This window comes from Vibrio harveyi NBRC 15634 = ATCC 14126 = KCTC 12724, assembly GCF_001591145.1.
In the GTDB taxonomy this organism is placed as follows: Bacteria; Pseudomonadota; Gammaproteobacteria; order Enterobacterales; family Vibrionaceae; genus Vibrio; species Vibrio harveyi.
This window is the reverse complement of the sequence record NZ_BCUF01000009.1, coordinates 72,532-86,087: the sequence shown is the minus strand read 5'-3', so window position 1 is coordinate 86,087 and position 13,556 is coordinate 72,532. Positions and strand designations below refer to the sequence as shown.

Annotated in this window: 11 protein-coding genes and 1 tRNA gene; 6 read left to right on the top strand and 6 right to left on the bottom strand. The window is 44.8% G+C overall.

The features are described 5' to 3' along the window. Window positions 1–17 precede the first annotated feature (17 nt). Window positions 18–1,418: a tryptophanase gene (locus tag VHA02S_RS07105; RefSeq protein WP_038899449.1), complete on the top strand. Its 1,401-nt coding sequence runs from the start codon at window positions 18–20 to the stop codon at window positions 1,416–1,418. Between the two features lie 97 nt (window positions 1,419–1,515). Here the strand turns inward: VHA02S_RS07105 and VHA02S_RS07100 are convergent, their stop codons facing one another. Both VHA02S_RS07100 and VHA02S_RS07095 read right to left on the bottom strand, forming a co-directional pair. Beyond that, window positions 1,516–2,127 carry a DUF2913 family protein gene (locus VHA02S_RS07100; RefSeq protein ID WP_009703776.1) on the bottom strand — a complete coding sequence of 204 codons (612 nt, stop codon included), beginning with the start codon at window positions 2,125–2,127 and terminating at the stop codon, window positions 1,516–1,518. Between the two features lie 29 nt (window positions 2,128–2,156). Further along, window positions 2,157–2,240, bottom strand: a tRNA-Leu gene (locus VHA02S_RS07095). A 561-nt stretch (window positions 2,241–2,801) separates the two neighbouring features. Here VHA02S_RS07095 and VHA02S_RS07090 point away from each other — a divergent pair. From VHA02S_RS07090 to VHA02S_RS07080, 3 genes are all read left to right on the top strand, one after another. Beyond that, window positions 2,802–4,010 (top strand): NupC/NupG family nucleoside CNT transporter, encoded by a 1,209-nt coding sequence (locus VHA02S_RS07090; protein ID WP_005432553.1) that lies wholly within the window; start codon window positions 2,802–2,804, stop codon window positions 4,008–4,010. 208 nt (window positions 4,011–4,218) lie between these two features. After that, complete coding sequence (locus VHA02S_RS07085; protein WP_038898177.1) at window positions 4,219–5,493, top strand: GlgC family sugar phosphate nucleotidyltransferase; 1,275 nt, start codon at window positions 4,219–4,221, stop codon at window positions 5,491–5,493. Window positions 5,494–5,594: 101 nt separating this feature from the next. Further along, window positions 5,595–6,392 (top strand): helix-turn-helix domain-containing protein, encoded by a 798-nt coding sequence (locus tag VHA02S_RS07080; protein ID WP_029789597.1) that lies wholly within the window; start codon window positions 5,595–5,597, stop codon window positions 6,390–6,392. A 39-nt stretch (window positions 6,393–6,431) separates the two neighbouring features. Here the strand turns inward: VHA02S_RS07080 and VHA02S_RS07075 are convergent, their stop codons facing one another. Together VHA02S_RS07075 and VHA02S_RS07070 are read right to left on the bottom strand one after the other, a co-directional pair. After that, complete coding sequence (locus tag VHA02S_RS07075; protein WP_038898178.1) at window positions 6,432–7,517, bottom strand: DUF3541 domain-containing protein; 1,086 nt, start codon at window positions 7,515–7,517, stop codon at window positions 6,432–6,434. Between the two features lie 69 nt (window positions 7,518–7,586). Further along, a complete protein-coding gene (locus VHA02S_RS07070) occupies window positions 7,587–8,195 on the bottom strand; it encodes an alpha-ketoglutarate-dependent dioxygenase AlkB family protein (RefSeq protein WP_029789595.1) in 609 nt (202 codons plus the stop codon). A 139-nt stretch (window positions 8,196–8,334) separates the two neighbouring features. Between VHA02S_RS07070 and VHA02S_RS07065 the strand changes: the two genes are divergently transcribed. Beyond that, a complete protein-coding gene (locus VHA02S_RS07065) occupies window positions 8,335–9,693 on the top strand; it encodes a diguanylate cyclase (RefSeq protein WP_005453344.1) in 1,359 nt (452 codons plus the stop codon). 378 nt (window positions 9,694–10,071) lie between these two features. On the opposite strand, the gene VHA02S_RS07060 is transcribed toward VHA02S_RS07065, so the two are convergent. Beyond that, window positions 10,072–11,628 carry a DUF3612 domain-containing protein gene (locus VHA02S_RS07060; RefSeq protein WP_009696875.1) on the bottom strand — a complete coding sequence of 519 codons (1,557 nt, stop codon included), beginning with the start codon at window positions 11,626–11,628 and terminating at the stop codon, window positions 10,072–10,074. Window positions 11,629–11,802: 174 nt separating this feature from the next. Here VHA02S_RS07060 and VHA02S_RS07055 point away from each other — a divergent pair, with 174 nt between their 5' ends. Next, complete coding sequence (locus VHA02S_RS07055) at window positions 11,803–12,381, top strand: aldolase/citrate lyase/malate synthase family protein (protein ID WP_009696876.1); 579 nt, start codon at window positions 11,803–11,805, stop codon at window positions 12,379–12,381. A gap of 124 nt (window positions 12,382–12,505) precedes the next feature. Here VHA02S_RS07055 and gefA read toward each other — a convergent pair whose 3' ends face one another. Further along, on the bottom strand, window positions 12,506–13,519 hold the full coding sequence (gefA, locus tag VHA02S_RS07050) for a diguanylate cyclase GefA (protein WP_005453351.1): 1,014 nt from the start codon (window positions 13,517–13,519) through the stop codon (window positions 12,506–12,508). Window positions 13,520–13,556: the final 37 nt, after the last annotated feature.

Here is a 13,556-nt window from a genome sequence, read left to right as displayed (position 1 = left end):
GTATAAGGAAATTAACAATGAAACGTATCCCGGAACCGTTCCGTATCAAAATGGTAGAGCCAATCAAAATGACGACCTTGGCTGACCGAGAAGTTGCCCTTAAAAAAGCGGGCTTCAACCCATTTCTTCTTCGTAGTGATGATGTCTACATCGATCTGCTGACCGACTCTGGCACTGGTGCTATGAGTGACAATCAGTGGGCAGGCATCATGATGGGCGATGAGTCCTATGCTGGCAGTCGTAACTATTACAACTTGTGCGATGCGGTGGAGCATTTCTTTGGTTACAAGCTTACTGTGCCAGCGCACCAAGGTCGCGGGGCGGAGCAAATTCTATTCCCAGCTTTGATTGAGCGTATGCGTCAGGTTCGCGGTGGTGAAACGCCCGTATTTATCTCGAATTACCACTTCGATACCACTGCGGGTCACATTGAACTCAATGGCGGTAAAGCGATTAACGTGGTGACGGAAGAAGCGTTTGATACCACCACACCATACGACTGGAAGGGTAATTTTGACCTCAATAAGCTGGTGGCAACGATTGAAGAACACGGTTCTAACAATATCTGTGCGATCATCACGACGGTAACGTGTAACAGCTCTGGTGGTCAGCCTGTGTCGATGGAAAATATGCGCAGCGTGTACGAAATCGCAACCAAGTACGACATCCCTGTGGTGATTGATTCGGCTCGTTACTGTGAGAACGCTTACTTTATCAAGCAGCGTGAAGCGGGTTATGAGAACAAATCGATTCTCGAAATCATTCGCGAGATGTACCAATACGGCGACATGCTCACTATGTCTGCGAAGAAAGACCCGATGGTGAACATTGGTGGTATGTGTTGTATTCGCGATCATCAAGAGCTTTTCCAAGCGGTTCAAACACGATGTGTACCGATGGAAGGCTTTGTCACTTACGGTGGTATGGCGGGTCGTGATATGGAAGCCTTGGCTCGCGGGTTGTATGAAGGTGCGGATGAAGACTATCTTCACTACCGTATTAGCCAAGTACAATATTTGGGTGAACGTCTACGCGAAGGGGGTATTCCAATTCAATACCCAACAGGTGGTCATGCTGTCTTCGTTGATGCGGCGAAGATCTTACCGCATATCCCCGCGGATCAATTCCCTGCACAGGTACTGTGTAATGCCTTGTATTTAGAGGCAGGCATTCGTGCGGTAGAGATTGGCTCACTGTTGCTTGGTCGAGATCCGGAAACGGGTAAACAGAAAGCGTCGGAACTTGAGTTGATGCGTTTGACCATTCCACGTCGTGTCTACACCAACGATCACATGGATTACATCGCCGATGCGATCATTGAGTTGAAGAATCGTGCTGATGAACTAAAAGGATTGACGTTTGAATACGAACCTCCAGTACTTCGCCACTTTACGGCTCGTTTCCGCGAACTGGATTGAGAACTCTTCGGGTTGTCGATACGTCAGAGATTGATAAACGTTAATTAAGCAAAAAGCCGCGAACTTCGCGGCTTTTTTAACTCATCTGGGTGTCGAGTTATGCTAAATCCAGCGTGATTCGCACAAACTGCTCGTCTTGGTACAGCACTTCGTAATTGAAGGTATTGCTGGCATAAATACTACCTAGGAACAGAGAACGTTGACTCATAGGTCCACGGAAAAGCATCGAAATAGGTGCGATTAAGGCGTTATTATCGTCGAAGTGTTGGTTTAAGTTATCAGACAGAACACATAGCAAACAACCATGTTGGTCGTGGGATAAATCGACATCTTCAGGACGAGAAAGCAGAACCGTCGTACCTAATTTCTTTTCGACTTCGTTGATCAGCAGTAGGTAGCTATCGAGGTGAGGTTGTGGGTTACTAGGTTTATCGGCACCTACACAACGTTCAAGTAAAGCTTCTAGATTGCCATTTTCCCCTTTTGCCTGTTGAGTCAGAGACTTTAATGGCTTTTTAATCAGTTTGTAGCGATTACTTTTGAGCTTAGGCTTAAGCCATTTTTGCAGTAGGTCGTTACGTTCTTTAAGAGGAAGAATTCGCGATGATGCGTGGATTTTGAAGTGCAGGTGTAATAAGGCGTGCACCGCAAGCTCGCTAAGTAATTGATTAGCGTCAGCGGACTGTTTTGCCTGTTTAGAACTTTGCATTACACTCTAAATTCTTTGAAAGAAAGGAATGGTGCCGAGAGAGGGACTCGAACCCTCACACCTAAGGCACTAGCACCTCATGCTAGCGTGTCTACCAATTTCACCATCTCGGCATCATGATGCTCTGAATACACAGAGGCTTCGAAATGAAGCGTTCCAAATTGTATATCCAAAATCCATAGATTGGCGAGAGCAAAATTGCTCATTTTTGGTCTTTGGTGTTCGATTGGACATTTATTGTTCATTTTTGGTGATTTCACTATTCGTAACCCTCCTAATACCCCTATTTTCCCTACAAGTATGACCACAAAATAGCATCTTTGCTTAAATTATGAACGCTTGAACGTTTGCGTAAATAAATGTGATGAATATCTCTTTTTGTTGGCTATACTTGCGACCCGTTTAAGCGGGAATTAGGGTTCGTTGTTCAGGACCCTTACCCATACAAGCCGTCACATGGAGCAGGAAGAGTCGAGAGCTCTCCAGCAGTGAATGACCCCACGGACCGGACCAGCTACGTTCAATTGCTTGTATAAGGTAAAAATAAGATGTCGAACTATCCGTTCTTCCTTCAATTTGGATCTACGAGTGCGTTGTCACTCGATGCGTTGTCCCTTTCTTCTGCCAATGCTTTTGGCATTCCTTTCTTTTTCAACGTTCAGTAGGTCCGATTCATGAGTGTTCTATTTAGTCTATTTGGTATTGTTGCACTATTAGGTTGTGCGTTCCTGCTGTCAGAGAGCCGTTCTTCAATCAATTGGAAAACCGTGTCTCGAGCATTGCTGCTTCAAATGGGTTTCGCAGCCTTGGTGCTCTACTTCCCTTGGGGACAAGCGGCGTTAGCCAGTTTGAGCAATGGTGTCGCTGGGTTATTGAGTTTTGCCGATGAAGGCATCAAGTTCCTCTTCGGTGACCTCGCTTCTACTGGTTTCATCTTCGCGGTTCGCGTTCTTCCTATCATCATCTTCTTCAGCGCTCTTATCTCTGCCCTTTACTACTTGGGTATCATGCAAAAAGTGATTCAATTTATCGGTGGTGCCATCCAAAAGTTCTTGGGGACCAGCAAAGCAGAATCTCTTGTTGCAACAGGTAACATCTTCCTCTCTCAAGGCGAATCGCCACTTCTTATCCGTCCTTTCTTGCAAAACATGACTCGTTCAGAACTGTTCGCGGTAATGGCTGGTGGTATGGCGTCAGTCGCAGGTAGTGTACTAGGTGGTTACGCAGGTCTAGGTGTAGAGCTGAAATACCTAATCGCAGCGAGCTTCATGGCTGCTCCAGGTAGCCTGTTGATGGCAAAAATCATTGTGCCAGAGCGTCAAACGCCAAGCGATTACAACAACATCGAATTGGATAAGTCTGAAGAGAGCAACGTGATCGACGCGCTAGCAAGCGGCGCGATGGGCGGTATGAAAGTTGCGGTTGCGGTAGGTACGATGCTGATCGCATTTGTGAGTGTGATTGCAATGGTGAACACGGGTCTGGAAAACCTAGGCGAAATGTTCGGCTTTGCGGGCATCACGCTACAAGCGATCTTTGGCTACCTATTTGCCCCTCTCGCTTGGTTAATCGGCGTTCCGGGTCACGAAGTATTAGCGGCAGGTTCTTACATCGGTCAGAAAATCGTAATGAACGAATTTGTCGCATTCATCGACTTCGTACAACATAAAGCAACGCTGACTGAACACACACAAGTGATCATCACGTTTGCGCTGTGTGGTTTCGCGAACATCGGTTCTATTGCAATTCAACTTGGCTCTATCGGTGTGATGGCTCCAGAACGTCGTAAAGACGTAGCGAACATGGGTCTGAAAGCGGTAGCGGCTGGTACATTAGCGAACTTAATGAGTGCGTGTTTAGCAGGTATCTTTATCTCGTTATAAGGAACGCCTCCACATAAAAAGCCATTCAAAACCCGCCACTTCGGCGGGTTTTATTTTATAAATTATTTGAATGAGAGCTAGGTTAAATATTAGGTAGGCTATTGCTCGACAATATTAATTATTGAGTAAATTCACATCAGGATTGAATAGTGCTTGCGTACGGTTTGCATTTACTTTCTAATTTATTAATAGAATAAGGAAGTCGTACGTGACGTCAAAAGTCGTATCGGTAGTATTAACCGATAAAGGTTGGACAGGGCTAGGTCCACTCACTCAAACATGCTGTAAATCCATCACACCTTTCGTAGGTTCTCACCGTTTAATTGATTTTTCGCTAACCAACCTCATTCAAGCAGGAATAAAGCGTAATCTTGTCCTCAGTCGTTTTTATTGCGCACCGTTAGTTGCTCACCTTAAGCATGCATGGCAGCACTACAAATCGAGAATCGAAGTGCTCGAACCCATTTATTCTCAAGCTAAGTTATTGCCTAAGCTGCAACAGAATTGGACTGATGTTTTATTGCAGCATTTAGATGTCATCAATCGACCCTCCGATGAACATGTCTTGCTGGTCGGTGGTGAGCAAATCCATCGCAATTACATTTCTTCTTTGCTGCACTACCATCAAATCCAAAATGCCGAACTCACGTTAGTTGTGGCTCAGGTTCCTGTCGCACAAGCGTCTCAGTATCATGTCGTTGAGTTAGATGAACACCGTCAAGTCATTGATATTCAACACCAGCCCCCAATTCCAGCAGAAATTCCAAACAAACCAGGCTTTGCCATGATATTAACGGAAAATTACCTCTTTCAGCGCCCCGTGTTGGTCAAAGGTTTGTTTAATAATGCCAAGAAGCTGGATGGTCAGCATGATTTGACCAAGGACATCGTTGCACTGCTTGCGCGTAGAGTAAAAACCGTGTTGTTTGACCTCGGCGATATTGACGCAAAGCAAGCGCCTATGTACTGGCACAACGTCAATAACATTGATGATTATTGGCGACTACAAATGATGATGCTGGCGGAACAAAGTGATACTAGCAAACCATCTACCAGTGCGTTGCTGAGCCGACAAATTGAATCGCAACGACCAAGCCAATATTGCGATATTGAAGGGATCAAAGTCCGCGTTAAGGACAGCTATATTGCTTCTGGTTGCCATATTGAGGGGGCGTGTTCAATTCGCTCAGTCATTGGTGTGGATTGTGAGCTGGGTAAAAACAGTATTCTGCACGAGTCCGTATTAATGGGACGGTGCAAAATTGGAGAAAATAGTCGCATTACACGTACTATCATTGAAGAAGATGTTCAGATTGCTCCGGGTACCGTGATTGGGGAAAAGCCGGAGAGAGACAAAGAACGTTTTCACATTACGGATGGTGGATTAGTCGTGATTCCGAGGGGCAGTTGCGTTGGTTTTGAACAAGAAGCTTCTCCACTGCATGCGAATTACCCCGAAGGCGTTACAGATAACGTCGTGTAATACGGGTATTTTGAGTTGAATTGTGATTGACGTACAGAATCAAGATTTGGTGTGTAAATATACATATTTTCGAAACTAACGGCGTTTGGCTAGGAGAAAAAATGCAGTTCGACCGACTTCAATTTGCTGATGCATTGAAGCACTTTAGAAAGAAATATAAATACTCACAAGACAGTTTGGCGGAGCTGCTTTCTTCTTCACACCGTGTATTCTCTAGCTTGAATCAAGCAACGCTGAGCCAGTGGGAGAGGAGGAAAATAGAGCCGACATTACTGCGACGTCTCGGGATCGCACATTTCTTTCAGCAACCATATCACTACGATACTCAAGAGCTGAAGAGTGTTAAGAAAGCACTCCAACATCCGGTCAACTTCCAAAATTTAAGTACGGTGTACGAGTATGAGATCACGCATACCAGTCACGTATCTTTGGATAAATTGGAAGGAGAAGATAGATCATTAGTTATGGATTCCCATCAACGTTTGAATGGGAACGAGCTTGTCGAAACTCTGAATGAGCTTGAGCTTCATCAACCTAAAATCTACTGTTTCTATTACCAAAGAATGCTGATTGGACATGTGGTGTATGAACAGAAGAATAACGCCATTTACTTGGTCAGCGTTGTATTTTTGACCAAGTCAATTCGAACTCAATTACTCAATCATATTGCTGAAATTAGTAAAGATTTGATGGTGTTTTTCCCGATTCGGGATCATAGCTTGAATCAGTTTATGGAAGATTGTTTTTTAGAACGATGTTGTTCAAGTCATTGCATCACTTTCTACACAGGAACCAGCCGGCAATTTTTTGAGAACCCAATGATCCGGAGCGTGATGCAAGGATTTCAAGATTTTCGCTTGGTTCGCTACGAGCAAATGCTTAAGAAGCAGAGTGTTTAGCTCTGCTTCCTGATCTCAAACTAGATTCAGTAAGGTCGATTACGACTTGGGTACCAATCCGTATGGTACTGAACTAAACGCTTGTGGTTGGTTTTTTACCGTCGGTGCTTGATGCACTCCTTGCCAATCTAACAGCATGATCGCGAGGACATTACGGTGTTCACCATAAGTTAGGTCGAACTCACCATCCACAGAAGGGATCATGCCTTGCTCAGTATTAAGGGCGCTTTGAATCGCTTGACGTGTTTTTTCAACAACCGGATCGTTATCCAAACCAGCCAACAAGAAAGTAATGCCGACTTCAGCAATCACATCTTCTTTTGAACGGAGAATGATGGTGTCTATGTTGTCGCGAAAGTAGTCATAGATCCATTGATGATCGGCTTCGTTAACCTGTTTTTGGTAGTACTGAGAATCTCCAAAAATGATGTGTGTCATGCCGTAGAGCTTATTGCCGTATTGTTGCGGTGAGAGCTTCTTATCTAGGCTATCTGGGTAGGTGCTTCGGAATGCATCTGTAAACGCTTTAACGACATCTTGCTCGCCGAGTTGACGCAACCAATAAACCTGATTCGCCAACTGAGCTGCCCAAGCCTCAATCATGGCGGGGTCAGTGGCGTAACGAGCAAAGTCATAACGTTTTAGTATGCTTCTCAGCGTTTTGTCTTGCTTGTGTTTTAAACCATACTCATCGGCTCGTGCCATTGCGCCAAGTAAATCAACACCTAAATACAAGTATTCTGGTTGATGTTTGGTAACGGTATAACGGCGCTGCCCGCGCTCGTCTTCGTCGTCATGGTAGCTGGCTAAACGTTCCTCTGAATACAGAAAAATCTGTTCTGGTGTGGTGACATCGCTGGCAAAGCGATTTAAACGGCTGGCAACTTGCGCCATGTCAGTCCATACCGCAGGTAAGTATTTATCATCCAAAGTTTGGCGGTACATACGAAGACCGAAATGCCCTTCTCGAAACGCTGGTAAGGTATAGAGCTGTGACTCATAGGTACTTTTGATCAACTGAGCAGATTGTGAATAGGTCAAAGCTGGAGACTCTTGAGAGGCTTGCGCCTGAAAAACCAGTGAGCATGAGAGCAACACGGCTAAGCTGAGAGGTTTGATACGCATATACACATTCCGTTAGAAAGCCAGAATTCAAACCTACCATCAATGCTTTATCGGTATGTAATGGCTCAGTCAATAGTTAGTCACGATATGGCGGAACGTTAGGTTGATGCGTTCTCCTTTGGTTTTTGCAGTTTTTGGGACAGCATGCTTCCAATGGTGCTGAAGCTCACCTGCCATGATAAGCAGTGAACCATGGCTGAGTTCATACTCTATTTGGGTTTTACAATGTAAATTCCTTAGCACAAACCGACGAGTTTCCCCCAAATTAATCGACGCAATAATCGGGTTTCTTCCCAATTCTGGTTCGTTGTCTTGGTGCCAGCCCATTGAATCTTGTCCATTGCGATACAGGTTTGCCAATACTGAGTTGAACGAAACGTCTGCAATGGTTTCGCAGCGTCCTTTGAGATCACTAAGTTCTGTGGTCCAAGGGTGAGGTACCATTGTGAGCCCGGAGTAGGTGTACGCTGCATCGCCGTGCCATGCTTGCAAACGAGGTTGTAGAACTGAGCGACCAAACATCATGATGCTTTCTTGTTGCCAAGGTAGGGTTGTTCGCAATTGGGAAAAGTAATGGTCGGCTTCTGAATGACTCAGAAAGTGAGGATCATGGTAGATCTTGCCTTGTGCTACTTCTTGCCAAAATGAGCTTTTGAATAAATCGCCTTGTACCTGCATCTCACTTTACCTTTCTCTTTTATAAAATGAACAAATATTTATTACCTTTACGATGGCTATTGGTTATTCTTTTAGTAAATAAGTATTTTAACAATAAATAAAGAAAACTCTTGGTTTGCCATGAGTTAGTGGGGAACAGATGCGGTACTCACCGAAGAAGCAAGGTTACTTTGCATTGTTCTTCCTCACTTTTTTTGCCCTGTGCGTTGGAGTTATTGAGCTATTACACCAAAATCAGCTCAGTCTGCACCGAGAGCGAGTTCAAGTTGAGGCCAAAGAACAACTTTCTATGCTCCGTTCCAATTTGGAAGCGGAACTGATGGCTGATATATATAAAGCCAGTACTCTCGCTACGCTTATCACATTGCTGCCGAACAGCGAAACACACAAGCTGAATTTGGCGGCAAATCGTATCTTAAGCAAAAGTAATCACATTACTGTTATTGGCATCGCAGAAAATGATGTCGTCGGTTATATATACCCTCGAAAGGGCAATGAACGTGTGATTGGTCTTGATTATCGTAGCGTGCCTACTCAATGGGTTCAGGTACAAAAAGCCAAAGACATTGAAGAGATATTTATCGCCGGTCCTGTCGAGCTTGTACAAGGCGGTAAAGGGTTGATTGTGCGCGTTCCTGTGTTCCGCGATCCTCCGACTAATAAAGACTATTGGGGCGTTATTAGTGCGGTGATCGATTTCAATGGTTTGTTGAGAGAAACGGGTGTCATTGATTTTTCTTACCAATATCAAATGACGATGCGTGGCTACGACAGTGGCGGTGAGCTAGGTGATGTTATCTTTGGCAATCCGGGAAGAGAAGAGGACATTTATGCCAAAGAGCAAGTGTTCTTCCCATATGGTGGCTGGAGTCTGGCGGTGTACTCCAATGGTGAGTTAGAACAACAAGTGCCTTGGTATGTATTACAAATGGCGCGTTTAGTTGGCTATCCGATCGTGCTTGCTTTGAGCATTGCGCTCATTGTTATTTATCGCCTATACATTGTAGCGGACAGCCGTGCATTGCATGATGAGCTTACTCAGCTGCCAAATCGTCGTTACTTTATGAAGTCTTATCAACAGCAGTTTGAGATCGCCAAGCGCTATAAAAAGCGTTATAGCTTTGCCTTGGTTAACATCGACCTCGATCATTTTAAGCATATTAACGATACCTATGGGCATGACGCAGGGGACAAGGTGTTGGTGGCGTGTGCAGAAAGAATCAAAAGCACATTGCGCCGATCAGATATTGTGGCGCGAATGGGGGGCGACGAGTTTCTTATCATCGTGCATAACCCTAAGACTGAAGAAAACATTCAAGCGTTGTTGAAAAAACTGAGGTTTGCCTTGTGTTCAACGCCGGTGATCTATGAAGAAGAATTGATATACCTGCGAACCAGCATGGGTTACGCGATGTTTGACCCTGAAATGATTTCATCTCAGCAAATGATGAAAATCGCCGACGAGCGAATGTATCAACAGAAACACTATGGCGGCTAAAACGAATGGTATAGCACCCGCTTAAAACATTTAAACGGAAAGCCTCGCACACTTAGCGAGGCTTTTTCATTTAAGCCGTTCTTATCACTAAGAAAGGACATTGCTGACAAAGGGATTAGTAGCAATGCATGTTGTGGCATATTTTGCAGTTGTTTGCATTTTGCAAATGCGATTTGCAAAATGTGTGGTTAATAAATCATCAATATGCATCAAGATCGAAGAAAAAACGCAGTTTTAAAAGTTGGCACGCATCGTGCTTTATACAGAGTGACCCTTATTAAGCCGAGGGTCACCTAGCCAACTGACGTTGTTAGTGAATACACATTGTTCACAAGTATATACCGCCAATCACCTCATTGTGATTGGCGTTTTTTCTTTTTAGAGTTCAATAATTTGCCTCTCATCGCCCGAATCATCTGATTCGCCACACTTGTTATAACAACTTGGTTGCCTTGGACACACTGCTCCTCTTGAACAAATCAATCTTGCTTGAGTTTGAATCCCTCGTTCGATCCAATTGATGTTGAGAATTTTGGCAATCGTTGTGAGATCTTTCTTGATGTGCTGTGGAATCACAGTACTACCACCGGAAGACACACACAGTGATTTCAACTCTTCAGCAATCGCAATCGCATCACCACCTTGGGCTGAAATCGCTGGATTGAGGTCAATACCTGCACACAGAACGCGATTATTACCTGCAGGGTCAAATACGTTGACCGATTCACAGCAATAGATGCGAGGTTCGTTACCGACGTTAAGAATCGAAATTTGCGCCGAGCTGGTGTCCAGCGGTTGTGATAAGCGGCGGAATACCGCCCAGTGCTGACAAGGGTCATTGACTTTACGCATGTTTCCCCAAGGCAGAGGGATACCATTACCGCGATATACGGCTTTCAGTTTGCCCGGACCATAGGCATCAAAGTAATGCCAGTGTGGGTATGGCGACACTACCGTCATGCGGCGCATCGCGACAGAAGGCGAGACGCCCGCTTTTTTGTGAACATCAATTTCATAGCCAGAGCGGTCAAGTAACTGACGAAATGGCACTTTCGGACACAACAACGCCCCAGCAAAGAAACTCGACTCGAAATCGCGCCACGCTTGTAAAATATCTTGTGAGTTGAGTTCAGAGTTAGAAACCTGTGAACCGCTTTGTTCCCAGTTGTTCTGGTGACCAATCGACAACACGTTATTCATGCCGTCACTGCTGTGCAGCACTCGGTGCCCAATGTATACCGCTAAGTCGTACTTCAATCGAGTCGGGTAGTCTCGCATGCGCTTGTTGAGGTAGATGGTCCCTGGTGCTTCCATAAACGAGGTGATCAACTGCTTGGCACTCACACCGAGTTCATCAATCACATCTTGTGGCGCGCGGTCTACCCAGCGAATATCTAATCCCATGCTTTTCGCAATATCAATCAGATCCTCTACCGAAAGATTAAGACGTTTTAAGCCAACCTCTTCTGCCGCTCGTTCTAAGTCCGGGAAGTGGTTTTGGTGGTTCTCTTGATGCGCTCGAATCAAGAGATGAGCGAACTGACGCCCCGTGATGCCGGTTTGAGAGAGCATTTCCGGTATCGCGATTTGTAGGATGTCGTTAGAGAATAAAAAGCTTGGTTCGAGCGCCATTCCGTTGATGCCACCACGATTACCTTTGTTGGGGGTAATGGCTTCTAGCTCTGGTTCATCGTCTAAAAACCAAGCGGGTTCTTTTTGGAAAACTTCGGCAATCACTTCCAACATATCAATGCTCGGAACGCGTTTTCCACGTTCGATCATGGATAAGTAAGAAACTGACGGAGCGTATTCAGGATTAATCCTAACGCAACGCGCAGACAAATCTTCCATCGTTAAATGGTTGTTCTTCCTTAGGTTACGAATTTTCGTTCCTAAGAAGTGAGATTGGCGGATAAGACTTTTTGACACAGACATTTTGTAAAATTCACATTGTAAAATTTTTGTTGTGAAATTGTAGTCAATATTTCGCTAGTCTACATAATGAGCAGGCAAGGAAATTAACCATCAACTTCACAGATTTGCCTGAAACTTAAACAGAGGTTTTAAGTTTTTACTCTAGGAAGAGTGTTTAAGTGCGAGGAAACGACGATGAATATGCTGAACTTCGATAAAAAAGACATCCAACAACAAGAACGCCCATTTATCGCTGAAGCCGTATTTGCCGTCGAGGCGGTAAGTGCTGAGCAGCAGAGCGAGAAGCAAGTTAAGGCGAAGCAACTACTGGACCGTATGTTCCCATTGGAGAGTGGGTCACACCAAGATGTATCAAGCTACGTGATCGACTACAGACACGTAATGGCGTACTTCAAGGACGGCACACACAGTGGTCTGAAAAGTCCAAAGCATTTTGTGGCGTACACAGGAGAGAAAGAAGATCCAAAATCGATCCTATTCAAAGATGAATCAGGCAGTCACGTTGAAGTAATGTTCGGTTGTCACAAAGGCACGGGTTGTGTGGAGTTGATGGACATTGACGACATCCAACTGGAAACGCGTACGACCTTTAGCCCTGAGCTAATTGGTAATGCACCGACCGCGATGCGTCATTGGATCAGCTTAATCAAAGGCGATAAGAAAGGAAAGCCAATGGCGTGCAGTGAAGACAAAGAGTACACCGCGAAAAATGGCGACGATTACTTCTTAAGCTACTGCTATAGCATTGATTAATGAGCTAAGAAGTACAGAGAATAACGAGCCAGCCCAAGAAAGACAAAACCCCAAGCACTTGCTTGGGGTTTTGTTTATATTTTCAGCCAGTTTGAATGGCTTTCGCCTGTTCGTTTTGACTGTGTTAAAGCGGCATTACGCGGTTACGACCGAGTTGTTTCGCTTCATACAATTGTTTATCAGCTTTGTTTACGATGCTATCGAGCGTGTCACCAACTTCAAATTCTGCAACACCAAAAGAGGCGGTGATGCTTTGTACTTGGCTCCCTGAACGTTTGTCACGAACACGCAGCTTTTCAATCATTCGACGAAGCGTATCAGCGTATTGTCGACCGATTCGCAGTGACTTGTTTGGTACGATAAGGGCAAACTCTTCACCACCAAAGCGATAAGCACTGATGCCGTCACGACAACTTTGTTGCAGTCGACGAGCAATAGCTTTGATCACGGTATCTCCGAATAGGTGACCGTAGTTGTCATTGAATGCTTTGAAGTGGTCAATATCCAACATGATCAGCGTCATTGCTTGGTTGTTATCGATCAGCATTTGCAGGTCGTTATCGAAAGCGCGACGGTTATACAGGTTGGATAAGCCATCGAACAAGGCGTCTTTCTGCACTTCTGCTAGCTGATTCTTAAGGCGAGAGATCTCTTCGCTAGCCGTTGTGAGTTGGCTATTTAGGAACTTCGTCGAGTGGCGTATTTCACGAGACTCAGCAACAAGCTGACGCACTACATTCATCACTTCTTCGATGCTGAGGCTATTGTCTTCAACTTTTTCTAGTTTGTTAAAGCTCTTATCCACCATGTCGGAGAAGGAGGAGGTGTCGGTAATCGTGTCAGTCATCGAGCTAGAGACTTCGCCCAAAAGCACTTCTACATTTGTTTTGAGTTCTTCTAAGCTGGTTTCTGCTTTACTCGCAACATAGCTGTTATAGAGCTGCTTATGCATTGCTGGTGGGCAGACGTCATAGTTCTCAAGAACCATATCTAATTCTTGATTCAGCTCTGGGATAGTTTTGTCTACGTAGGTGTACCACAGTGCGTAGTTGGCTGGTGTTGCCGCTACGTGGTTTTTTATCATCAGTGGTACCGCTTTTTTTAGGTTCGCGGTTGATTTCTTAAATTCGTCGGTCATTTCTGCAGTGTTACAAGCAAAATGGAATTAAGCTAAG

Excerpts from the sequence above, each read along its gene's own strand:
- VHA02S_RS07075 (WP_038898178.1), bottom strand. The coding sequence starts at position 7,517 with ATGCGTATCAAACCTCTCAGCTTAGCCGTGTTGCTCTCATGCTCACTG.
- gefA (WP_005453351.1), bottom strand. The coding sequence starts at position 13,519 with ATGACCGACGAATTTAAGAAATCAACCGCGAACCTAAAAAAAGCGGTA.
- VHA02S_RS07065 (WP_005453344.1), top strand. The coding sequence starts at position 8,335 with ATGCGGTACTCACCGAAGAAGCAAGGTTACTTTGCATTGTTCTTCCTC.
- VHA02S_RS07080 (WP_029789597.1), top strand. The coding sequence starts at position 5,595 with ATGCAGTTCGACCGACTTCAATTTGCTGATGCATTGAAGCACTTTAGA.
- VHA02S_RS07070 (WP_029789595.1), bottom strand. The coding sequence starts at position 8,195 with ATGCAGGTACAAGGCGATTTATTCAAAAGCTCATTTTGGCAAGAAGTA.
- VHA02S_RS07105 (WP_038899449.1), top strand. The coding sequence starts at position 18 with ATGAAACGTATCCCGGAACCGTTCCGTATCAAAATGGTAGAGCCAATC.
- VHA02S_RS07060 (WP_009696875.1), bottom strand. The coding sequence starts at position 11,628 with ATGTCTGTGTCAAAAAGTCTTATCCGCCAATCTCACTTCTTAGGAACG.
- VHA02S_RS07100 (WP_009703776.1), bottom strand. The coding sequence starts at position 2,127 with ATGCAAAGTTCTAAACAGGCAAAACAGTCCGCTGACGCTAATCAATTA.
- VHA02S_RS07055 (WP_009696876.1), top strand. The coding sequence starts at position 11,803 with ATGAATATGCTGAACTTCGATAAAAAAGACATCCAACAACAAGAACGC.
- VHA02S_RS07090 (WP_005432553.1), top strand. The coding sequence starts at position 2,802 with ATGAGTGTTCTATTTAGTCTATTTGGTATTGTTGCACTATTAGGTTGT.